Genomic DNA, 23,906 nt, shown 5'->3' with positions numbered 1-23,906 from the left:
TAGATGAGATTACTTGACAAAAGTTTAAAAAACGGCACAGGGGAATTTTCCCCTGCACTTGCCTTTCGGTGAAACTTTGCTTTTCTTAAATTAGAGACGGGCAAGCTTGAACATGAGTCAATAAAACAAAGTGTGCATTAGCGCCAATAAGTAATTGAACTTTCAAGTATTTGATGGAAATCAAGCATGACAGACAACACAATCCGCTTTCTCCTCAATGATGAACTCATCATGTTGGAAAATATCGATCCCAATTTAACCGTACTGCAATACCTGAGAGACATACGTTTTCAGTCAGGCACCAAGGAGGGCTGTGCCTCCGGCGACTGCGGCGCCTGTACCGTGGTGCTGGTCGAGCTGGCGGGAGAGGAGTTTAACGAACTCAACTATAAATCCGCCAATGCCTGTATTTTATTTGTCGGCAGTTTGCACGGCAAGCAACTGATCACGGTGGAACACTTAAAAGAAGGTGAAGCATTGCATCCGGTGCAGCAGGCCATTGTCGATTTCCACGGCTCCCAGTGCGGCTTTTGTACCCCGGGTTTTGTGATGTCTTCTTTTGCTTTGCATAAAGCGGTGAGCAGTCCGGACCGGGCGCAGGTAGTGGAAGCTTTGGCGGGTAATTTATGCCGTTGTACCGGTTATCGCTCTATCATTGATGCGGCCATGGCTTCCAGCGCGGATGCCGCTCCCGACAGTTTTGCCCGTCATTACCATCAAACGGTTGCTGAGCTAAAAAAAATCCATTTACAGTCTGAAGCGCAGCTGAGCGCATCCGGACACCATTTTTATTCACCGACTAACATCGACCAGCTCGCCGATTACTTATTGGCACACCCTAACGCGACTTTGCTTGGCGGCGGTACCGACTTGGCGTTAAGTGTCACCCAGCAGCTTAATACCATAGATAAACTGGTATATCTGGGCAATGTCAAAGAGCTTAACGGCCTGAGAGAAACCGAAGAGAGTATTATTGTCGGCTCGGCCGTGCCTTATAGTCTGTTCACCCCGTTATTGCATCAGCAATATCCTGAGCTTGGCGAGATGATCGAGCGCATCGGCTCTACCCAAATCCGCAATAACGGTACCCTGGGGGGCAATATCGGCAATGCTTCTCCTATCGGTGATATGCCGCCGGCGTTAATCGCCTTAGGGGCCACCATGACCCTCAGATGCGGTAACAGCACCCGGGAAATGCCGGTGGAAGATTACTTTAAAGGTTATAAGGTCACAGATCTTGCCGAGTCTGAATTTATCCAGGATATCACCATTCCCAAGGCTAAAGCCGGTCAGGAATGCAAAGTGTATAAGATTTCTAAGCGTATTGATGATGATATCTCCGCGGTATTGGCGGCGATCTCCATCGAAATAGAGCAAGATAGCGTAAAAAGTGTGTCTATCGCTTATGGCGGCATGGCCGCGATCCCTCAAAGGGCGGCTGCCTGTGAAGCAGCCTTAAAAGGCCAGCCGTGGACGCAAACGAGCATAGATGCGGCGAAACAGGCGTTAACGCAAGACTTCCAGCCGATGTCCGATGTCCGCGCCTCCGATAAATACCGTATGACAGTAGCGCAGAATCTTTTACAGAAATGTTTTCTTGAGCTGCAAAACCGCCATGTTGAAACAAGAGTAGTGAATTATGCGTAGTCTTAAAAAAGTTGAGCAACAAAGCGCCCGGGAAAGTATTCAGGACCCCGGCATGGGCGGCGTTGGCCGCAGCAAAAAACATGAAAGCGCCGATAAACATGTATCCGGCGAAGCGGTCTATATTGACGACAGGCCGGAATTGCGCGGCCAGTTACACGCTGCGGTAGGGCAAAGCCAGTTTGCCCGCGCCCGCATTAAAAGCATGGATTTAAGCGCGGTTAAGGCCGCCGAAGGGGTCAAAGCGGTGATCACCGTTAAAGATGTGCCCGGCCATGTCGATATCGGGCCTGTTTTCCCCGGCGATCCCGTGCTGGCATTAGACGAAGTAGAATACCTGGGCCAGCCGTTATTTGCGGTAGCCGCCACCAGCCATGATCTGGCGCGTAAAGCGGCCTTGCTTGCCAAAGTAGAATATGAAGAATTAGAGCCGGTACTCACGGTAAAAGAGGCCCTGGCAAAACAACATTTTGTTCGTCCGCCTTTTACCATGCAAAGAGGAGATTCGGCAGCGGCCATCGACTCGGCACCACATGTGTTAAGCGGCGAGATCAGTGTTGGCGGTCAGGAGCACTTTTATCTTGAAGGCCAGGTATCTACTGCCGAGCCGACAGAAGATGGCGGCATGACGATATTTTCCTCTTCCCAGCATCCCAGTGAAGTACAAAAGCTGGTGGCGGAAGTTTTGGATGTCCCCCTTAACAAAATCACCGTTGATACCCGGCGCATGGGGGGCGGTTTCGGTGGTAAAGAAACCCAGGCAGCCCCTTGGGCGTGTATCGCCGCCTTGCTGGCGAATAAGTGCCAATTGCCGGTAAAAATGAAATTAAGCCGCAGCGACGACATGTGCTTAACCGGTAAACGCCATCCTTTTGAAAACAATTATCAGGTCGGTTTTGATGACAGTGGCCGTATCCAGGGCATAGATATTACCGTGAACGGCAATTGCGGTTATTCCCCGGATCTTTCCGATGCTATTGTCGACCGGGCCATGTTCCATTCCGATAATGCCTATTATTTAGATAATGCCACGGTGACCGGTAACCGTTGTAAAACCAATACCGTTTCTCATACCGCCTACCGTGGTTTTGGCGGCCCGCAGGGCATGATGACCATAGAAATGGTGATGGACGATATTGCCCGTCACTTAGGTAAAGATCCGCTGGAAATCCGTAAAATCAACCTTTACGGCCATGGCGAGCGTAACATCACCCATTATCACCAGACGGTTGAACACAATAACCTGGATAAGCTGATCGACTCCCTGGAGCAAAGCAGCGACTACCAGGCCCGCCGCAAGCAAATCAGCGAATTTAACAAGGAAAATACCATACTGAAAAAAGGTATTGCCCTGACGCCGGTAAAATTCGGTATTTCCTTTACCGTGCAGCACCTTAACCAGGCTGGTGCCCTGGTGCATATCTACACCGACGGTACTATCCATTTAAACCATGGCGGTACCGAAATGGGGCAGGGGCTGTTTACTAAGGTGGCGCAAATTGTTGCCGAAGAATTCCAGGTGGACGTTGATACCATAGGGGTATCGGCAACCCGAACCGATAAGGTGCCTAATACCTCGCCGACGGCAGCGTCATCCGGTACCGACTTAAACGGTAAAGCGGCGCAAAATGCCGCCATCACCTTGAAAAAACGTTTGGTGGACTTTGCCGCCGAACATTTCAATGTTAAAGAAGAACAGGTGGTATTTGCCGATAACCAGGTGCATATCGGCGCAGAAGTCGGCAAGAAGACCATGGCCTTTGCCGAGCTGATCCAGCTGGCCTATATGAACCGGGTATCTTTATCTTCTACCGGCTATTATAAAACCCCTAAAATTCACTTTGACCGTGAAACCGCCAAAGGCCGGCCGTTTTTCTATTACGCCAACGGTGCCGCGGTTTCTGAGGTGTTGATCGATACCCTGACCGGCGAATACAAACTGCTGCGCGCCGATATTTTGCATGATGTCGGCAAGTCGTTAAACCCCAGTATTGATATCGGCCAAATTGAAGGGGCCTTTATCCAGGGCATGGGCTGGTTAACCACGGAAGAGCTGATGTGGAACGACAAGGGCCGTTTGCTCAGCAATAACCCGGCGACCTATAAAATCCCCGCCATCAGCGATGCACCGGTAGATTTTAATGTCGCGTTATTGCCAGACGATCCCAACAAAGAGCATACGGTTTACAACTCTAAAGCCGTTGGCGAGCCGCCGTTTATGCTCGGGATCAGTGTCTGGTCGGCGATTAAAGATGCCGTTGCCAGTGTTGCCGATTACAAAGTCAGTCCTAAGCTAAATACCCCGGCGACCCCGGAAAAAGTGCTGTGGGCGGTGCAGGATATGCAACAAGCCGCACTTGATAAGAGCGGGGACTAAGCCATGAATACCAACTGGGTGAATGCCCTGCATCAGTTAAATCAGCAGGGTGAAGCTTATGTGCTGGTCACCCTGGTTGGGGTCTCGGGCTCGACGCCGCGTAACAGCGGCACGAAAATGGTGATCACCGCCGATAATATTTACGACACCATTGGCGGCGGTCATTTAGAGCATAAAACCATAGCTCATGCCCATAAAATGTTGGCCAGCGGTGAGGAAACTCAGCAATTAGAGCATTTTCAGCTCGGCACACATCTCGGGCAGTGCTGCGGCGGCACCGCCAGTGTTCTATTTGAATACTTTGCCGCCAGTACGGTCAATATCATGCTCTTTGGCGCCGGTCATGTCGGCAAGGCGCTGGTGAAAATACTTGCTGGTTTGCCGTGCAAAGTACATTGGGTGGACAGTCGTGAGCAGGAATTCCCTCCCGCGAGTGAAATGCAGCAATATCATAATGTCAGTCAGGTAGTGAGCGAATTCCCCTGTGATGAAATTGCCGCTATGCCCGCCAACAGTTATTACATAGTGATGACCCATAACCACCAGCTGGATTTTGAACTGTGCCAGTCGGTTTTGGCGCGGCAAGACTTTCGTTACCTGGGCCTGATCGCTTCAGATACCAAATGGCGCAGGTTCCAGCAAAGGTTTAAGCACAGGGAAATCGATGAGCAACTGGTTGCCCGCATGAATTGCCCGATAGGCTTGAGCGCCGTGCCGGGTAAAACCCCGATGGAGGTGGCGGTGTCGATCGCGGCTGAGGTGATTGGTCTTTACCATCAAAAGAGCCAGGAAAATATCGAGCAACAAAACTCGGGAGCTAAAGCCGAAAAAGCACCTCCAGCGAAAAAAGCCTCTTCCCAGCAGGGAGTACATTGGAAAGAGCTAAAGCAGTTGCTCTTGGTTGAAGATGATAAAGGTAACAGCTAAGACTCAACAGGCGCGGCAGGCGGCATCACTACTTTGGTAGCTATGTCGTTAAATTGTATCCCGGTCACCATAAATAAAATGACTTTTCAGGATATGAAGGAAAGACCGTGCTTGGCCGGGTGGAGAAAACCTGTGTCCGCGCCCAGCGGGTCTACCGCGATGATGAATTTGTCGCAGCCCCTGTTGGGGGTCCGCTGCTTAAATAACCCAGGCGGATAAAAACAAAGAAACAGCCTTTGGCTTTTATGCAGGCAGGGGCAGCAATTAATTGAGAAAATGGAAATAAATAATGACTAAAAATGAAGAGTTAACCCAGCATTACAATACTCATTATGTTGATCTTGCCAGCGAGCGTATCGGCGGTGAAACCCTGGCCTGCAGCGATGATTTTTTTGCCGAAATGGAAAATCTGTTAAAACCCGGGCGCGGCATTTTTATTGACGATAAATATACAGAGCGCGGCAAATGGATGGACGGCTGGGAATCCCGCCGCAGTTACGGCCGTGATAACGGCAGGGAGTACGACTGGTGTATTATTCGTTTAGGTATCCCGGGTGTTATTTATGGCCTGGATGTCGATACTAACTTCTTCAGGGGCAATGCCCCGCAAACGGTTTCCGTAGAAGCGTGTGTCAGTGAGGGGCAGCCGGATGCGTCAACTCAGTGGCAGACCATTTTATCTCAAAGCCCGGTAGATGCTCATAGCCAGAATTTCTTTGAAATCGAGCCAAGTGCAACCGCCAATACCGCCTGGACCCATGTGCGTTTAAATATTTTCCCCGATGGCGGTGTTGCCCGTTTCAGGGTTTACGGTGAAGCACAAGTAAACTGGAACGAGTTTGTTGACGGCGAATTAATCGATCTGGCCTACATTAAAAACGGCGGTAAAGCGCTTTTGGTCAGTGATATGTTTTTCAGCGATAAAAATAATTTGATCATGCCGGGACGCGGCAAGGACATGGGCGATGGCTGGGAAACCAAACGCCGCCGTGATCCCGGTCCCGACTGGTCGATTATCAAGCTGGCGGCAAAAGGCAATGTGCAAAAGGTGATCGTCGATACCCATCACTTTAAAGGCAATTTCCCGGATCATTTTACCCTCGAAGGAACGGTTTCTGACAGCGATGATTTCACCTCGGGTGAAAACGTCAACTGGCAGCCGATTATAGAAAAAACCAAGCTATATGCCCACCGTGAGCACCTGTTTTTAAAAGAAATCGTTGCGGATAAGGCCCAGGCCTTTACCCATGTGCGCCTAAATATATTCCCCGACGGCGGTGTCAGCCGGATGCGGGTATTTGGCCACCGCGTCGATAAGTAACCGGGCAACAATGAGCAGGACCAACAGGAGCAGTTAAGTGACTTTACAAGAATTAAATTTGTTGCCCGAAAGTGATGCCAGCCATGCGTTTATGCAGTGTTGCACCGCAAGTACCTGGGTCAAGGCTATGGTGCAAAGCCGGCCGTTTGCAGATGAAGCGGCGTTATACCAGGCGGCGGATCAGCATTGGCAAGGCTTGAGTGAAAGCGATTATCTTGAAGCCTTCGAAGGCCATCCGAAAATCGGTGACGTCAACAGCCTCAGGGCCAAATACGCCAATACCAAGGCCCTGGCCAGCGGCGAGCAAAGTGCGGTCAATGTCGCGTCCGAGCAGGTACTAAACGACCTTGCTAAAGGCAACAGCGATTATGAAACCAAGTTTGGCTTTATTTTTATTGTCTGTGCCACCGGCAAAAGTGCGGAGCAAATGCTGGCGTTATTACAGGCGCGCCTGCCCAATGACAGGGCACAGGAATTAGTTAATGCCGCTGAAGAGCAGCGAAAAATTTTTCATCTTCGCTTAGATAAATGTTTAGATAAAGTTTAGGGAAATCACTATGAGTCAAATTACCACCCATGTTTTAGATACCACCCGCGGCAAGCCGGGGGCAGAGATCCCGATCACTTTATATCAGCAAACAGCTGAAGGCTGGCAACAGCTTGCCAGCGGTATTACCAACGATGACGGCCGTATTGCCGGGTTATTGGCCGATGATCGTATTCTGGATGCCGGTATTTACCGTATGCATTTTGATACTAACGCTTATTTCGAGCGCATGGGGGATAAAGGTTTTTATCCTTATGTTGATATTGTTTTTGAATTAAGCGCCGGCGGCGATCACTATCATATTCCGTTATTGTTGACGGCTTATGGTTACTCTACCTACCGCGGTAGTTAGTGGTAATAGCAACAGCTGAGTTGAATAATATGACTGAACAAATCGTGCCTAAGATCTTAACCAGTGAAGCCTTTGCCCCCTTTGGTGATGTGATTGAAGTGGATGAGAACAGGCAGCATTTTACCATCAATGACGGCTTTACCGAGCGTTATCATGATTTGGCCACCGTGGATGTTGAAAAAAATAACGGCCGGACCCTGATCAATATTTTTCGCTCGACCCCTTTGGCGCAACCGATCGCGATTAAAATGATGGAGCGTCATCCGCTGTCGAGCCAGGCCTTTATTCCCCTGGGCAATGAACCTTATTTAGTGGTGGTCGCTCCCAAAGGTGACTTAGATTTAAGCGCCATAGAGGTCTTTATCGCCCAAAGCAACCAGGGAGTCAATTACCATGCCGGCACCTGGCATCACTATTGTCTGGCATTGCACCAGCAAAGCGATTTCTTGGTGGTTGACCGGGGCGGAGAAGGGGACAACTGCGATGTGGTTGAACTCGATGGCAGTAAAATAATAGCAACGCAAAAATGATTGAGTAAAGCGTAAAGAAGTTGAGGTGATATAACCTGTGCTGATAGGACATCCGGCCCGGTTATATTGAATAATTCTATCTTCATCCAAAAATTAAGGCACGCGCCGGGGTGACGATCTTATAGAGAATAAAGTGTTATGTTAAAAGTTTATCGTGGTGAAATCTTGCACTTCCTGGCGGACCCCGCCAAAGTGGAACTGGAGCAAAGTTACCAGCACTTTGCCGACGGTTTGTTGGTGATTGAAGACGGCAAGGTAAAACAGCTGGGGGAGGCATCAAAGCTGCTAGCGACTTTACCGGGCGATATTGAAGTGACCCATTATCAAAACGGCCTGATCATGCCGGGTTTTATTGATACCCATATCCATTACCCGCAAACGGAAATGATCGCTTCATATGGCGAGCAGCTGCTTGAATGGCTGGAAAATTATACCTTCCCGGCAGAAAGGCGCTTTGAAGATGAAGCCTACGCTAAAGATGTGGCCGAGTTTTTCCTGGATCAACTACTCGATGCCGGTACCACCACCGCCCTGGTCTTTGGTACCGTGCACAAGGCTTCCGTAGATGCCTTTTTCACCGTGGCGCAGCAGAAAAAACTGCGCATGATCTGCGGTAAAGTGCTGATGGACAGAAACTGTCCTGACTTTTTAACCGATACTGCCGAAACCGGTTTTACCGACAGTAAGGCGTTAATTGAAAAATGGCACAATACCGATCGCCTGCAATACGCGGTGACACCAAGGTTTGCCCCCACCAGTACCCGGGAGCAACTGGATAAAGCCGGGGAATTACTTTCCCTGTATCCGGATGTTTATATGCATACCCACCTTTGTGAAAACAAAAAAGAAATCGAGTGGGTACAGGCGTTGTTTCCGGAAAATGACGGTTATCTGGATGTGTACGATCAAAGTAACTTACTTGGCCGCCGCAGTGTTTTTGCCCATGGCGTACACCTGCATGATGAAGAATGCCAGCGCTTAAGCGATACCGGCTCGGCTATCGCCTTTTGTCCGACCTCCAATTTATTCCTCGGCAGCGGCTTGTTTAACTTAAAGCAGGCAGAAGAATATGATGTCAATGTCGGTATGGGTACAGATGTCGGCGCCGGCACCAGCTTTTCTATCCTGCGCAGCCTGAATGAAGCCTATAAAATTCAGCAGCTTAGAGGAGAGAAATTAACGCCGTTTAAATCTTTCTATCTTTCTACCTTAGGGGGCGCGGTGGCGCTGGACTTAGAAGATAAAATCGGTAATTTAGCGCCGGGTAAAGAAGCCGATTTCATTGTGCTTGACTATAACGCCACGCCATTGATGGATCGCCGTATCAAGCAATGTAAAACTCTACATGAAAAACTCTTTGTCCTGAGTATGTTAGGTGATGAGCGTAATGTTTGTGCCACTCATGTGCTGGGTGAGAGGGTTACTGGTAAAGCTTAACAGAAAAGCCGGGGAGAAATCCCCGGCTGTAAACCTAAGTCACGGGAACAGCGAAGGGCAAACAATATAAATATAAGCCCGGTATCCGCCCCGGTGACGGTATTAATTTACAACTCATTTGATAGGAAGTTTATGGATCCGTATATTACTGAATGGCTCAACCTGATCTTGCGCTTTGCCCATTTAATCACGGGTATTGCCTGGATCGGCGCATCGTTTTATTTTGTCTGGCTGGATAACCACCTGGAAAAACCACCGGCGTGGAAAGAAGAAAAAGGCATCAAGGGGGATCTCTGGGCCATACATGGCGGTGGTTTTTATGAAGTCGCCAAATACAAGCTGGCGCCGCCGCAAATGCCGCAAACCCTGCACTGGTTTAAGTGGGAAGCCTATACCACCTGGATCACAGGTTTCCTATTATTGTCTTTGATGTTTTATGTCGGCGCCGAGTCTTATCTTATCGACAAAAGAGTGGCGGATTTAACGCAAATGCAGGCGGTTGCCATTGGCCTTGGCTCCATAGTTTTCGGCGTCGGCTGTTATGAGGTGATGGTACGTACCAAGTTAAGAGAGCACGGCCTGTTGTTGGGGATCTTGTTATTGGCCCTGGCCACGGCCTTATCTTATGGCCTGACCCAGGTATTTAGCGCCCGCGGTGCTTATATTCATATGGGGGCCATTATCGGCACTATTATGGCGGGTAATGTGTTTTTCGGCATCATGCCGTCCCAGCGGGCGCTGGTAAAAGCGGTAGAAGAGGGTACCAGCCCGGATCCCGCCTACGGCCTTAATGCCAAGGTACGCTCGACCCATAATACCTATACCACCTTGCCGATCTTATTTATGATGATCAGCAACCATTATCCGATCACTTATAACCATGAATATAACTGGTTAATTTTAGTGGCGGTGATAGTGATCACTGCAGTGATCCGCCAGTTCTTTGTCCTGCGCCATTTCGGCAGTAATAAACCGGTATTACTGGCAGGTGCTGCGGCGGCCATTGTGGTACTGGCGTACCTGATCGCCCCGAAAAACCTTGAGCCGAGTGCCGAGCAACTGCAGCAGGGGGTTGATATCACCAAGGTGAATACCATCATACAAAGCCGATGTGTGACTTGTCATAGCGCCAGTCCCAGCGATGATGTCTTTAAGGCGGCCCCGGGAGGCGTGATGTTTGATGAGCTTACAGCCATCCAGCAATGGGCGCCGCGGATCAAGGCCCGGACCATAGATGCCCCGGATATGCCCTTTATGAATAAAACCCAGATGACCCAGGACGAGCGTGAGTACCTGGCATTATGGATTGCCAAAGGGGCGCCCATTCATTAGCAGCTAGTTACCAGGTAATAGCCGGTAGGGCCGTTAATAAAGCCAACCCCGGGTAATGAAAAGAATAAGGTACAGAAATTATGCAAAACAATACAGTTAACCGTGTTATCAAACATGGCTATAAAATCCACCCGGCATTATTCGAGCTGGTGGAGCAGGAAGTCTTGCCGGGGTTAGGGCTGGACAATGAAAGCTTCTGGCAGGCTTTTAGTGATATGTTGTCGGACTTTATCCCGCAAAACCGCGAGCTCCTGGAAAAAAGGGCCAGTTTGCAACAGCAAATAGATGATTGGCACCGTAACCATAAAGACTTTGACGCCAGTGCTTACCGGGCTTTTTTAACGGATATCGGCTATATCGTGCCTGAAGGAGAAGACTTTAGCATTACCACGGCTAATGTCGATGCGGAAGTGGCCACCATCGCCGGACCGCAGCTGGTGGTGCCGCTGATGAATGCCAGATATGCCCTGAACGCCGCCAATGCCCGCTGGGGCAGCTTATATGACGCCCTGTATGGCACGGATGTGATTGATGAATCCGATGGCGCTGAGCGCCGCGGCGGCTATAATGCCCGCCGCGGCGATAAAGTGATCGCCTTTGCCCGGGACTTCCTTGATAAAACCTTACCGCTCGTTAGCGGCAGCCATAAGCAAACCCAAAATTATTATATTGAAAACCAAAGGCTGGTGGCGGTACTCGCCGACGGTGAACATACCCATTTGGCAGATGAAAGCCAGTTTGTCGGTTTTAACGGCGAGCAAAGTAAACCTGCTTCTGTATTATGCCAAAACCATGGCCTGCATATAGAGATCCAGTTTGACGACCAGCACCTGATCGGTAAAACCGACAATGCCGGCATCAAAGATATTATCCTGGAGTCGGCTTTAAGCACGATACAGGATTGTGAAGACTCGATTGCCGCCGTGGACGGCGAAGATAAAACCGCGGTTTACCGCAACTGGCTTGGCCTGATGCGGGGCAACTTAAGTGAAACCCTGGAAAAAAATGGCCGTCAGCTGACCCGGACCTTAAATGCCGATCGCCAATATCTTAATGCCCGCGGCGAGGCGTTAGTATTGCCGGGGCGCAGCTTGCAGTTTATCCGTAATGTCGGCCACTTGATGACCACGGATGCGGTACTGGCCAGTGATGACAGCGAAGTGCCGGAAGGCCTGGTGGATGGCATGATCACCAGCTTAATTTCCCTGCACGACCTTAAAGGTAACTCGGCCTTTAAAAACTCACGCCACGGCAGTATCTATATCGTAAAACCTAAGATGCACGGCCCGGAAGAAGTGGATTTCACCTGCCGGTTATTTTCCCGTATCGAACAGGTGCTTGGCCTTGAGGAAAATACCATTAAAGTGGGGATCATGGACGAGGAGCGCCGCACTTCGGTAAATTTAAAGGCATGTATCCGCGCGGCGAAAACCCGCCTTGCCTTTATCAACACCGGCTTTTTAGACAGAACCGGTGATGAAATCCACACCAGCATGCTGGCGGGCCCTATGGTGCGCAAAGAGCTGATGAAGGATGAGAAATGGATTTCTGCCTATGAAAACAGAAATGTTCGCATAGGCCTGGCGGCCGGGCTTAAGGGCAAAGCGCAAATCGGCAAGGGCATGTGGGCGGTGCCGGATCAAATGGCCAATATGCTCAATAGCAAAATCGGCCATCCGTTATCCGGGGCCAATTGTGCCTGGGTGCCGTCACCGACTGCCGCCACTTTGCATGTGATGCATTATCACCAGGTCAATGTTGCCAAGGTGCAGCAACAACTGATGCAGGAAGCGGCAAAAGATGATTTAAGTGATTTGCTGACCTTGCCGTTATTGGCGGATCCGCAAAGCCTAACTGCAGATGAGATACAGGCGGAGCTGGATAATAATGTCCAGGGCCTGCTCGGTTATGTGGTGCGCTGGGTGGACTTGGGTATAGGCTGCTCTAAGGTGCCGGATATTGATGATATCGGCCGTATGGAAGACAGGGCGACGTTAAGGATCTCCAGCCAGCATATTTGTAACTGGTTAGCGCATAACATCTTAGATGAAGCGCAAGTTATGGCATCCCTTAAACGCATGGCCCAAGTGGTCGACGGGCAAAATGCCGGTGACGATGCTTATACCAATATGGCGCCTGATTTTGAGAGCAGCATTGCTTTTCAGGCGGCCTGCGATTTGATCTTTAAAGGTAAAGAACAGCCGAGCGGTTATACCGAACCTTTACTGCACCAAAGCAGACGTCAGGTTAAAGCGAAATAGATCAAAAAAATACACGGCAATGTTTGTATAATAGCCACTAAACTCGCCCCTGCGGCGGGTTTAGTGTGCTATCGCTTGCCAGGGCAAAGAAAACTTTGCCATTTACATGCTTCACCCCTTTAAAAACCGGCGATTGCACCTATATACTAATCAATTGCTATATTAAGGAGTTATTGCGTTGTCATCAGCCAAGTCACAAGACGGTAATATCAGGCAAAAAAACAAAGCCCTGATTTTAACTGCGGCGAAAAAAGAATTTGTCACTTACGGGTTTAAAGGGGCATCGATTAAACGTATTGCCGAGCGCGCCAATATTCCCAGAACCAATATTCATTATTACTACAAGAATAAAATCGATCTCTACCAGCAACTGCTTAATGATATCCTGGAAACCTGGAACCAAAGGTTTGATACCTTGACGGCAGAAGATAATGCCAAGGAGGCGTTAACCGCCTATATCCGTGCCAAGGTGATGTACTCAAAAACAGATCCCGATGCCTCTCGTATTTTTGCCAGTGAAATTATTCATGGCGCCCCGCATTTAAAATCCTATCTTGCTAAAGAGTTTAAAGAATGGGTACAGGGAAAAACCGCGGTGATCCAGTCCTGGATAGATCAGGGACAAATCAATCCGGTCAATCCCTATCATTTGCTGTTTTTGATCTGGGGGGCGAGTCAGCATTATGCCGACTTTAATGTTCAGGTCTTATCCGCCATGGATAAACAGGAAATGTCCAATGACGATTATGAAGATGTTGTCAGCTCACTGACCTCCATCATCCTGTGCGGCTGCGGCATAAAATAACGGTAATATTATGGCAGTAGCTGCCGGCACGAAAAAATAGCGGCGTCCGTTTGCACTCAAGGTATACTTTAATTAGATTGAGTACAATAAAAAGTAAAGGAGCAAGTCATGTCAAAGATGATTGATTTTTTAACTAAGATGCCCAAGGCCGAGTTACATCTTCATATCGAAGGCAGCTTAGAGCCTGAATTGATGTTTGCACTGGCGCAGCGTAATAATATTCCTTTACCTTATGCCAGCCTCGATGATGTCAGGCAGGCCTATCAGTTTGAAAACCTGCAGGACTTTCTCGATATTTATTATGCCAGCGCGGCGGTACTGATAACGGAGCAGGACTTTTATGATCTGACCTGGGCCTACCTGGAAAAATGTGCCGAGCAAAATGTTGTCCATAGCGAGATCTTTTTTGATCCGCAAACCCATACCCAAAGGGGGATCCGCTTTGAGACCGTGATTAACGGTATCAGCCGGGCACTGGCGGACGGCAAAGCGCAGCTTGGCATCAGCAGTTTGCTGATCATGTGTTTTTTGCGCCATCTTAGCGCCGAAGAGGCAATGCAGACTTTAGTTGCGGCCGGTCCTTATAAAGGGCAACTGGCCGGTGTCGGGCTGGACTCCTCTGAGCTCGGCCATCCGCCGGAGAAGTTTAGCCAGGTTTTTGCTATGGCAGCTGAAATGGGTCTGCCCGCGGTTGCCCATGCCGGTGAGGAAGGACCGGCAGAATATATCTGGAATGCCCTGAAATTACTGAAAGTAAAACGTATCGACCATGGCGTCAGGTGCGTGGAAGACCCTGAGCTGGTGGCTATGTTACGGGATAACCATATTCCGCTAACCGTTTGTCCGCTCTCTAACACTAAACTTAAGGTTTTTGAGCAGATGTCGCAGCATAATATCCTTGAGTTACTGGATAAGGGACTTAATGTAACGGTCAACTCCGACGATCCCGCTTATTTTGGCGGCTATGTGAATGAGAATTTTGTTGCCTTATATCAGGGATTGGCCATGACCCGGATCCAGGCGGTTAAGCTGGCGCAAAACAGCTTTAATGCAAGTTTTCTGGCGGATAAAGAAAAACAGGCGTTATTAACCCGGCTGGATGATTTTGTCGCCCGGTGGCCGTCCACTGACTAAGAGGGCTGGTTATTGAGGGGGTAAACTTTCCGGCAACTTCACAAAGAGGTTAACTTTGGGCACGTTGAACGTTAAGATGGCTTTTTATCAACCACTTTAAACAAGTATAGTTTTCTCTGGCGCCGTTACCTTTTTGCTAAGCGCCGTAAGCTTGCATAAGGTGAACCTACAGGAAAGGCTATGACCCAAGCGTTACATTTTCGCCGTCTGGAAAGCATGTATCAGGCGGCCCCCATCAATGAATTTTACCGGCCAGAGATGCAGGTGAGCGAGGGCGAAGCGAATATCACCATAGCCGTGGATGAAAAACACCACCACTCAGGCGGGGGCGTGCACGGCTCTGTTTATTTTAAAATGCTCGACGATGCCGCATTCTTTGCCGCCAACTCCCTCGAAGATAAAGTTTTTGTCTTAACCACGAGTTTTACTACTTACCTGACCCGTCCGGTGGCCTATGGAAAATTGACCGCCAAAGGCAAAGTGGTCAACAGCAATAAAAGCCAGTTTATCGCCGAAGCCGTGGTTTATGACGAAAAGGATAAGGAGATCGGGCGTGGCAATGGTATCTTTGTCCGGGGAAAATTACCGTTAACGGATGCCAGGGGATATTTATCAGATGACGGTGATAACACAAGCCACAGCGGCTAGCGTTGAGTTAAGGGCGGCAAAAATCCCGGGGGCTGTGGGGATTATTGCCGATCATTACTGGTTTGTGATTGATAAAGGCGGGAATAGCCACAAACAGCGCTGGGAAGTCTGGCAGCACAAAAATGTCGGCGGGCAAAGCTGGCATTATCTTCATAAAAACCTGAAAGATTGCGAAAGCGGAGTGGGTAACGGGCCGAGCCGGGTAGAGTACCGCTGGCGCGGAGCAAAAGCGGTAAGCTTGATCCGGGTGATAGAAGCGTCACCGGAGCAATATCCTCATCTGGCCCTTTACCGATACTGGCCCGGCCCTAACAGTAATACTTATGTTCAATGGATACTCGATCAGGCAAAAATCACGGAAATACCCGGCCCCAGCGCCATAGGTAAAGATTATCTGGGTTTAATAGGAAGTAAGTTAACCCGGCAGGGGATCTTAATATCAACCCCGGTTATCGGTGCTGATTTTGTTTGGGGCAAATATGTAACTTTCCAGTTGGCCACTTTGCCTTTTGGCTGGACTTTCAAACCTTTTCGGCTGGTTTACCCCGGATTAAGATGGCAGCAAAATGAAAACAGATAATAATACAGGATATGGCAAGTTTTTTGGCAATGGCGATATTAAGAATAAAGGGCTTTGACGGGGAAAACTATGGTTAAACCACGCAGATATTTTAACCTTGGCCGGCAGGCATTGATGCTGGTGTTTTCCTGCATTTGTTTTACGGTATCGGCCGGGCAGGAAAAATCGGGCATACCCCCTGGCTTTGTAGACCTTGAACAGCTTATACCAACCCTGGAGGTAGAGTTAAGATATTACGGTAAAGACAACTTTGTCGGTGAGGCCATCCCCGGGTATAACAAGCCCAAGGCGATACTGACCAAAAAAGCCGCAACGGCCTTAAAACAGGCGCAAGAGGAATTACTTAAATTCGGGCTGGGGCTTAAGGTCTATGACGCCTACCGGCCGCAACGGGCAGTAGATTTTTTTGTCCGCTGGGCAGAGGATCTCAAGGACACTAAGATGAAACAGCACTACTACCCGCAAGTCGCTAAAAAAGATCTGTTCAGGCATGGTTATATCGCGGCAAAATCCGGTCATTCGCGTGGCAGTACCGTCGATGTGACTTTAGTTTCCCTGATCGGGGGGAAAGCAACCGAGCTGGATATGGGCACGACCTGGGATTATTTCAGTGTCAAATCCTGGCCCGCCAACCTGGCGCTGAGTGCGCAGCAAAGGGCGAACCGTATGTTATTACAGCAAGTGATGCTCAGACAGGGCTTTAAATTCCTGGAAGAAGAATGGTGGCATTTCACTTTAAAAGATGAGCCTTTCAGCGAACAATATTTTGATTTTGTTATTGAATAAGTTACGTTTGTTTCAGGTAGTTCAGCCGGGGGCAAATACTTGTTGCCAGGCGGATAAAAAACGCCGTGATTGGCTATAGTAATTAAAGAGTAATTTACGTGAAGGTGTGAAAGCTATGATCAGGTCTTTGCCGGTGGCTTTGTTAAAGGTTTTCCTGGTGTTTTTGTTTGTTGTGGCTAGTGACTATGCCCTGGCGAAACGGCTGGATGTGACTGTCGGCTGGACTAAACCTCCTTACGTAATTGAGCAGGGCGATACCGGATTTGAAATAGAATTGATTCGGGCCATTTTTAAACAAATGGGTTATCAATTAAATTTTATCTACTTACCTTTTGGCCGTTCCTACGATTTAGTTAAACTGGGCAAGGTAGATGTCGGCATGACCTTAAGCAGCAAGCTTGATATCTCTCCGGCCAAATTCAGCGAACCTTATATTATTTACCAAAATGTCGCGATAAGCCTTAAAGGGCGTGGCATTAGCATAGAGGAAATTTCCGAGTTACAAAGGTATTCTATCGTCGGTTTTCAAAATGCCAATTTCATTTTAGGGGAGCAATACAGCAAAGCGGTGCAGTCCAGTCCTTTTTATGTCGAACTGCCTGAGCAGAAAAAACAGGTGGAAATGTTACTCAAAGGCAGAACCGATGTGGTGGTGATGGACGTTAATATTTTTAACTATTTAAGTAAGGAATTTCTCGGCAAAAGCCATATGGAAAATGTTGATGTCCATAAGATTTTTCCAACCAACCCTTATCGTTTGGGTTTCCTGGATGACAGCCTCAGGCAGGATTTTGATAGACATTGGCAAAAGTTCAGGAATACCGAGCAATACCAGCTGCTGTTGCAGCAGTATGACTTCCTGCAATAAAAAGTCAGTTGCTGGTCGCACTCACCTTCAATTGCTAATCTTTGTCTAACTCATTCAGGTAATTTTTCAAAGTGTCGAGTTCATAGCGACTGACATATTCGTTAAGTTTGTCGGCTAAACCCCGGCTGTCGGGGTAATTGCTTTTTAGCTCATTTAATAATGCTTCGACTTCATCCACCCGGTAACGGTCGCAGGCCTGTATGATTTTCTCAATTAATTCGCGAGCCTGGCGGTATTGCTGCCGTAATTCCTCATCTGATATCTGTTGAGGTTTGGCCTTGCTGGTTTGCTGGTAAATAAACTCTATTCCCAGGGTATTTTTCAGCAGTTTATACACTTCTTCGAAATGGAAAGGTTTAGAGAGATAATTCTCAAAACCTAAATGAATATAATGCTGTACTTCATTTTGTAAGCTTGAGGCGCTGATGGCAATCACAGGGATAGTGCTATCAAAGGCTTTGATATGCTGAAGCAGGGTTAAGCCGTCCATCACCGGCATCTTAAGATCGGTAAAAACCAGGTCAATATCTTGTTGTGCTAACAAGTCCAGTGCCTGACGGCCATTGGCGGCTTCAAAGGCCAGAAAACCGACATCCGATAACATGCGGTTTAAAATGGTGCGGTTAATATCAACATCATCTACCACCAGTATGGTTTTTTGATCTCCGGGTTTGAGTGCTAATACCTGGCTTTTTGGCTCAAGCCGGATATTTTCCCTGGAGACGGGGAGCGGTAGTTGAAAATAAAAGCGGGATCCCTGGTTGACCACGGAATCCAGCATCAGCTTGCTGCCCATGATTTTCAGGTATTTTTGTGAAATGGTCAGGCCAAGGCCCGTGCCTCCCTGAATTTCACTTTTATCCCCCTGGTTGAAGGCGTCAAATATTGCCTCATGATCTTTGCCCTCAATGCCGGCGCCGCTGTCGCTGACTTCAAAGTTAAAGCGATCATTTTCAACCGAGTATACTGCCAGCTGGACAAATCCTTTATCGGTGAATTTAAGGGCATTGCCCACCAGGTTGATCAGTATTTGCCGTAACTTTCCCTGGTCGCCGATCACCGGCAGTTGCTCCAGCGAAAAATCTGTCTCTACCTGCCAGTGAAGCCCTTTTTGTTCGGCTTTAAGTTTAAACATATCACTGAGGGTTTGGATCAGCTCTACCAGGTCAAATACCTGGCTGACGGTTTCAACGGCACCGGCTTCGATTTTTGACAGGTCTAAAATATCATTGATCAAGGCCAGCAAGTGATCGCTTGATCGGTTGATCACGGATAAGGAATGGCGCTGGTCAACATTTAATCCCTGATCCCGCTGCAATATCTGGGTGTAGCCCAAAATCGCATTCATCGGGGTGCGGATTTCATGGGAAATACTGGCCAGGAAAATAGATTTTGCCTTATTGGCGGCGACAGCTTCCTGTTGAGCCAGTTCGGCCTGCTCTTTAGATAACTCTGCTTTTTCCTTGGCTTGGACTAATCCCAATTCAGCAAATTTTCGCTCATCAATTTCTTTTGAAAGTTGCCGGTTTAAATGATTAAGCTCCTGAACTTGTTGCTCGAGCTTATCTTGGGCATTGAATAAGCGATCGGACATGTGGTTAAAAGATAATGCCAGTTCATAGTTTTCTTTGAAGCCCTGAGGCTCAACCCGGATCCGGGTATTGCCTGAGGCAATAGATCGGCTGATCTCGGCCATGGCAGTTAACGGTTTGGCAATTGACCGCCCCAGGTAACCGGCGATCACCAGTACACTGAGCAAAATAAGCAGCAGGATCACCAGGGCAAGCGTACGCATCTGTTGAAAAACCGCCATGGCTTCTGCCAGATCTTCTTTTAATACCAGGCCCCAGTGTATCGATGGTATATAGCGGGAAGCGGCGATAACTTTAACATTGCGATAATCTGTGGTTACTGTGACACTCCTTATGCCATCCATGGCTTTTTTCAGGGGAAATGTAGCCTTGGCAATGCGCAACTTTTGCCCCACCAGGATGTTTTCATCGTATTTTACCGGTAACTGAAATGAAAAAAAATCATGGTCGCGGGCTGCTACCACAACCTCCCGGCTTAATATTGAGCCGCTGACATCTGCTGTTACCTGATCAATGATCCGGTTATCGATTTGCAACACCAAAACACCGGATAACCGTTCCCGGTATAAGATCGGTGCGGCAATAAAAGCCGCCGAGTTTTTGCTGGCGGGGAGAAATTCAAACGAGGAAGAAGAGGACTCAAGAAAATAGGTCGCCCGTTGGAATACCTGGGCCAAAGCACTGTTATTAAGTAAATCCGAATCAATGTTTTTTTTCGTTAGCTGCCGGTCCTGCAAGTTTAAAATTATCTTGCCGGCAGGGGAGAGTAGCATCAGGTTGAGGTAACCGCGCTGGAGAAATTGCTGGTAAAAGTCGTTTAATATGGCTTTATCTAAGCTCTGCTTGCCTTTTAAGTGCTGCGGGCTGAGCATAATATTGACCGTTTGCGGCAACTGCGCCAGCATACTGGCATCGCCAATTTTTCCCGCGATATAATTTTCTATCTGACGAACTTTTTGGTCCGCCATCTGGGATAAATTCTCTTGTTTTTGCTGCAAAAATGCCTGTTCAAAAGAGTTTAAGTATAACAGCGCCAGCAAACTGGTGGGTATGACGGCGCATATCAACAGCCAGGAGAAGAGTTTAAAGGAAAGCGGAACCTTATTCATTGGCAGTAAGTAAGGCCAGGCGTTTTCGCCACTGGTCTTTGCTGTAATAAGAAGGAAAGGGCGCCGGCCTTACCGGGGTCTTGCTTGACCAGACGATTTTAAACTGGCCATCGTTAAGTACCCGGCCGATCCTGACGGTTTTCCATAAATGCTGGGTGGGGGCATCAATGGATACCACTCCCTGCGGTGCCTTAAAACTCTGGTAGGCCATAACGGCTTTGACACTTTTGGGATCTGTGGTACCGGCTGCCGTGACCGCCTGAGCCCAGAGATAAAGTCCGATATAGGCAGATTCCATAGGATCATTGATGACCCTGTGCTGCCCGAAGCGGCTTTTAAAAGCGTGAACGAAATTGATATTTTCCCGGCTGTTAATACTTTGAAAATAATTCCAGGCGGCATAGTGACCCGCCAGCAACTTACTGCCGATGGTTTTAACTTCGGGTTCGCCAATGCTGAAAGAGACCACGGTAGGCCTGGTGACATCGTGCTCCGGCGAGGTACTTTTGTTATCGGCAGGTTTTAAGTTATTCAGGGCGGTAAAAAAGGCAATATTACTGTCGCCGTTGATGGTATTAAAAATCAGATCAGGCTTTAGCTGCCGGATATCCCTGATGACCGAGGAAACATCGTTTGAACCCAGGGGCAGGTAGACTTCGGCCAAAGGAGTGAGCCCCCGTTTTTTCAATAAATCTTTGATGATCATATTGGCGGCCCGGGGAAAAATATAATCAGAGCCGAGCAGGTAAACTCTTTGCCCCAGGTTTTCCAGCGCCCAGTGGATACTGGGGATAATTTGCTGGTTGGGGGCTGCACCGGTATAGATAATATTGGGGGATTGCTCCAGCCCTTCATATTGCACCGGATAAAAGAGTAAATGCTGATATTGCTCTACCACAGGTTTTACCGCTTTTCTGCTGGCAGAGGTCCAGCAGCCGAAAATCACCGGCACCTGGTCCTGGACAATCAGCTGCTTGGCCTTGCTGGCAAATTGATCCCAGTTGGAAGCACCGTCGGCGATCACCGGCTGTAATGGCTGTCCTAACACGCCCCCTGAACGGTTAATTTCTTCTACCGCCAGGGTAAGGGCATCAACCAGGTCTTTTTCGCTAAAGGCCATGGTACCGGTCAGGGAATGGAGAATACCGACTTTGATTGGTTGGCCGCTATCATCGCTGCAGGATAGTATCAGGGTGCTTATTGAAACAAGCGTGAACAGGATGAATGTTGTTATTTGTCTGTGCTTTTGCATTGCTGCTGCCACCGGGAAGTTGCCGGCTATTTGCTGATTACTGCCAGTCTTTGAGACCGTATTTTTGTAAAATGCCGGCTAATTCGCCATTTTTACGCATTTTGCTGAAGCCCTCTGCAAATAACCGGATGTATTCCCTGGCGTTGGCTTTATTGGGAGAGCAGGCGATATAAAGAGGCTGGCCATCGGTAATACTGCCCACGGAGATAATATCCTTATCATGGCCGAGTTCGCGCAGTTTCGCATCCATGACAATATCGTATTCAATAACAACATCGAGTCTGCCGGACATCAGCTTACCGATATTTTGCCTTAAGGCCTTATTGGCAAAAACAATCTGCACCTTGTCGGTATCTTTATTGCGGGCGATATAGTCTTCGAGTACCTGGGTATAGGCATAATCGCCGATGACCCCGAGGCGGATATTGCGCAGGGAGTCTATGCCCTGGTAACGCCAGGAACTTTCTTTTTTGATATAGAACACCGGTTTGATAAAGCCCCAGGGTTCTTTGGTAAAGACAAAGTCGGGGGCGTCATTGTGATCGGCGCCGACCACGCAGTCATAGCGGCCCTTACGCACCATTTTTAAGCTGCCGCGCCAGGGCAGGGTCTGGTAGTCCAGGCTGTGGCCATTTTCGATAAGGATCTTTCTTGCTATTTCAATCATATAACCGGGATTTGCTGCGCCCGGCCTGCCATTGACGGGATACCATTCATCGGCGCGTATGGTGACAACATCGCCATAGCTGGGGGAGCTGAGTAATATCAGTAGGATCACGAGTTGTTTTAACATGGGTTTGCCCTTTGAAATTTCTGGCTCGCATATCCCGACTCTGATCCCTTAAATGACTGGGATTGCTGCGCCTGATTGTACCTGGCGTTTACTCCTCTAGAGTATAGTCGAATATTATAACCAGCGGTTTCACTCAAAGGGGCAGGTTAAGGTGCGCCTCAAACCGTTTTTTAGCGCTGATGCCCGGGGCAGGCTACAGCCAAATGCTTTGGCTTTTTATTTAGTTAAAATCTTGTTATCTTGGGGACTTAATCAACAAATAAGCGGTTAAAGGAATACTGATGTTAGCTTTTTCATCTCCAGGTAAATCTCTGCTGTCGGCGGCAGCCTGTCTATTGTTCACTATGTTACCGGCCACCAGTCTGGCGCAAGTGAAGGTGATCCATGCCGGGCAATTACTGGCTGTGCCGGGGCAGGACCCTTTAAAGCAGCAAACCTTAGTGGTGACGGACGGTAAAATCACCGGGGTTTTTCCGGGATATTTATCTCTGGACAAGTTTGCCGATGATGCCGACTTAATCGACTTATCTTCGGCTTTTGTAATGCCGGGATTAATGGATATGCATGTCCACCTCCAGGGGGAGTTAGGGCCGAATAATGACAGTGAAACCTTACGTTTATCCGATGCCGATGTTGCCATGAAAAGCGTATTTTTTGCCGAGAAAACCCTGATGTCGGGTTTTACCACTGTACGTGACCTTGGTGCCAAACCCGAGCAAATTTATGCCCTCAGGGATGCCATTGACAAAGGCTGGGTGTCCGGTCCGAGAATTATTGCCGCCGGCAGGGTTTCTATCACCGGCGGTCATGCCGATGTTGATGGTATGCGGGCAGACTTATTAGAGAAATTTACCGCCAAAACCGTTTGTGACGGCCCTTTTGACTGTCGCCGGGCCACCCGCCGGGCGATCAAGTTCGGTGCGGATCTGATCAAAATTACCTCAACCGGCGGCGTGTTATCCGATACCAATACCGGCACCGGGGTGCAGATGACGGATGGTGAACTGAAAGAAGTGGTGGAAACCGCCCATGGTTTAGGGCGAAAAGTGGCCAGCCATGCCCATGCGGCAGCGGGCATCAATGCGGCGCTGCGTGCCGGGGTCGACAGCATAGAACACGGCAGTTATGCCGATGAAGAAAGCATCCGCTTATTTAAGCAAAGCGGCGCCTACCTGGTGCCGACCTTGCTGGCGGGGGATACTGTGGTGACCATGGCGAAAACAGCTGACTTTATGTCTGATGACATTAAAACCAAGGCGATACGTGTCGGCGGTGACATGTTGAAGAACTTTTCCCGGGCGCAGCGCTCAGGCGTCAATATTGCCTTTGGCACCGACAGCGGCGTTTCCAGGCATGGCGAGAATGCCAGAGAAGCGGTGCTGATGTTTGAGGGCGGTATGAGCGCCGCGGAGATCTTAAAGTCGGCGACGGTTAATGCGGCCAAATTGATCGGTTACCAGGACAGCTTAGGGACGCTTGAAAAAGGCAAGCTGGCAGACATTATCGCCACGGACACCAGCCCGCTTGAAGACATCAGCGCCTTGCTCAGTGTTGATTTTGTGATGAAAGCAGGCAAAGTGGTCAAAGCACATGAGAAAAGCTAGCACCCGT

20 protein-coding genes are annotated in these 23,906 nt (G+C 48.8%); 17 read left to right on the top strand and 3 right to left on the bottom strand.

Features of this window, described 5'->3' with window-relative positions:
* The first annotated feature begins 186 nt into the window (after positions 1-186).
* From xdhA to QL234_RS25030, 16 genes are all read left to right on the top strand, one after another.
* A complete protein-coding gene (gene xdhA, locus QL234_RS25105; RefSeq protein ID WP_281560502.1) occupies positions 187-1,647 on the top strand; it encodes a xanthine dehydrogenase small subunit in 1,461 nt (486 codons plus the stop codon).
* Complete coding sequence (xdhB, locus tag QL234_RS25100; RefSeq protein ID WP_281560501.1) at positions 1,640-4,021, top strand: xanthine dehydrogenase molybdopterin binding subunit; 2,382 nt, start codon at positions 1,640-1,642, stop codon at positions 4,019-4,021. Before xdhA ends, xdhB begins: the two co-directional genes overlap by 8 nt.
* Positions 4,022-4,024: 3 nt before the next feature.
* A complete protein-coding gene (xdhC, locus tag QL234_RS25095) occupies positions 4,025-4,948 on the top strand; it encodes a xanthine dehydrogenase accessory protein XdhC (RefSeq protein ID WP_281560500.1) in 924 nt (307 codons plus the stop codon).
* Positions 4,949-5,237: 289 nt separating this feature from the next.
* Positions 5,238-6,269, top strand: a complete 1,032-nt coding sequence (gene alc / locus QL234_RS25090) for an allantoicase (protein ID WP_281560499.1) — start codon at positions 5,238-5,240, stop codon at positions 6,267-6,269.
* A 37-nt stretch (positions 6,270-6,306) separates the two neighbouring features.
* The gene (gene uraD / locus QL234_RS25085; protein ID WP_281560498.1) at positions 6,307-6,816 is read left to right on the top strand and encodes a 2-oxo-4-hydroxy-4-carboxy-5-ureidoimidazoline decarboxylase; all 510 of its coding nucleotides are present in this window, start codon (positions 6,307-6,309) and stop codon (positions 6,814-6,816) included.
* Between the two features lie 10 nt (positions 6,817-6,826).
* Positions 6,827-7,168: a hydroxyisourate hydrolase gene (gene uraH, locus QL234_RS25080; protein WP_281560497.1), complete on the top strand. Its 342-nt coding sequence runs from the start codon at positions 6,827-6,829 to the stop codon at positions 7,166-7,168.
* 29 nt (positions 7,169-7,197) lie between these two features.
* Positions 7,198-7,698 (top strand): ureidoglycolate lyase, encoded by a 501-nt coding sequence (locus QL234_RS25075; RefSeq protein ID WP_281560496.1) that lies wholly within the window; start codon positions 7,198-7,200, stop codon positions 7,696-7,698.
* 138 nt (positions 7,699-7,836) lie between these two features.
* Positions 7,837-9,135 (top strand): guanine deaminase, encoded by a 1,299-nt coding sequence (gene guaD, locus QL234_RS25070; protein WP_281560495.1) that lies wholly within the window; start codon positions 7,837-7,839, stop codon positions 9,133-9,135.
* Positions 9,136-9,267: 132 nt separating this feature from the next.
* The gene (locus QL234_RS25065; protein ID WP_281560494.1) at positions 9,268-10,467 is read left to right on the top strand and encodes a urate hydroxylase PuuD; all 1,200 of its coding nucleotides are present in this window, start codon (positions 9,268-9,270) and stop codon (positions 10,465-10,467) included.
* An 80-nt stretch (positions 10,468-10,547) separates the two neighbouring features.
* Positions 10,548-12,728 (top strand): malate synthase G, encoded by a 2,181-nt coding sequence (locus QL234_RS25060; protein ID WP_281560493.1) that lies wholly within the window; start codon positions 10,548-10,550, stop codon positions 12,726-12,728.
* A 178-nt stretch (positions 12,729-12,906) separates the two neighbouring features.
* Positions 12,907-13,533, top strand: coding sequence for a TetR/AcrR family transcriptional regulator (locus QL234_RS25055; RefSeq protein ID WP_281560492.1), 627 nt, complete (start codon positions 12,907-12,909; stop codon positions 13,531-13,533).
* A gap of 108 nt (positions 13,534-13,641) precedes the next feature.
* Positions 13,642-14,667 (top strand): adenosine deaminase, encoded by a 1,026-nt coding sequence (locus QL234_RS25050; protein ID WP_281560491.1) that lies wholly within the window; start codon positions 13,642-13,644, stop codon positions 14,665-14,667.
* Positions 14,668-14,847: 180 nt separating this feature from the next.
* Positions 14,848-15,315, top strand: a complete 468-nt coding sequence (locus QL234_RS25045; RefSeq protein ID WP_281560490.1) for a PaaI family thioesterase — start codon at positions 14,848-14,850, stop codon at positions 15,313-15,315.
* Complete coding sequence (locus QL234_RS25040; RefSeq protein WP_281560489.1) at positions 15,284-15,895, top strand: DUF3750 domain-containing protein; 612 nt, start codon at positions 15,284-15,286, stop codon at positions 15,893-15,895. The genes QL234_RS25045 and QL234_RS25040 overlap by 32 nt, the downstream gene beginning before the upstream one ends.
* 69 nt (positions 15,896-15,964) lie before the next feature.
* Positions 15,965-16,681: a M15 family metallopeptidase gene (locus QL234_RS25035; RefSeq protein WP_281560488.1), complete on the top strand. Its 717-nt coding sequence runs from the start codon at positions 15,965-15,967 to the stop codon at positions 16,679-16,681.
* Between the two features lie 115 nt (positions 16,682-16,796).
* Positions 16,797-17,549, top strand: a complete 753-nt coding sequence (locus QL234_RS25030; protein ID WP_281560487.1) for a transporter substrate-binding domain-containing protein — start codon at positions 16,797-16,799, stop codon at positions 17,547-17,549.
* A 34-nt stretch (positions 17,550-17,583) separates the two neighbouring features.
* On the opposite strand, the gene QL234_RS25025 is transcribed toward QL234_RS25030, so the two are convergent.
* Genes QL234_RS25025 through QL234_RS25015 form a run of 3 tightly spaced genes read right to left on the bottom strand, consistent with a single transcriptional unit; the run spans position 17,584 to position 22,295 of the window.
* Positions 17,584-20,250, bottom strand: coding sequence for a hybrid sensor histidine kinase/response regulator (locus QL234_RS25025; protein WP_281560486.1), 2,667 nt, complete (start codon positions 20,248-20,250; stop codon positions 17,584-17,586).
* Complete coding sequence (urtA, locus tag QL234_RS25020; protein ID WP_281560485.1) at positions 20,243-21,502, bottom strand: urea ABC transporter substrate-binding protein; 1,260 nt, start codon at positions 21,500-21,502, stop codon at positions 20,243-20,245. The genes QL234_RS25025 and urtA overlap by 8 nt, the downstream gene beginning before the upstream one ends.
* 37 nt (positions 21,503-21,539) lie before the next feature.
* Positions 21,540-22,295: a transporter substrate-binding domain-containing protein gene (locus QL234_RS25015; RefSeq protein ID WP_281560484.1), complete on the bottom strand. Its 756-nt coding sequence runs from the start codon at positions 22,293-22,295 to the stop codon at positions 21,540-21,542.
* Between the two features lie 344 nt (positions 22,296-22,639).
* Between QL234_RS25015 and QL234_RS25010 the strand changes: the two genes are divergently transcribed.
* Positions 22,640-23,899 (top strand): amidohydrolase family protein, encoded by a 1,260-nt coding sequence (locus QL234_RS25010; RefSeq protein WP_281560590.1) that lies wholly within the window; start codon positions 22,640-22,642, stop codon positions 23,897-23,899.
* Positions 23,900-23,906: the final 7 nt, after the last annotated feature.

Origin of the sequence: Thalassomonas sp. RHCl1, from assembly GCF_947387555.1 — a bacterium.
Classification (GTDB): Bacteria; Pseudomonadota; Gammaproteobacteria; order Enterobacterales; family Alteromonadaceae; genus Thalassomonas.
The sequence above is the reverse complement of the archived record's forward strand: the minus strand, read 5'-3'. Positions and strand labels throughout refer to the sequence as shown.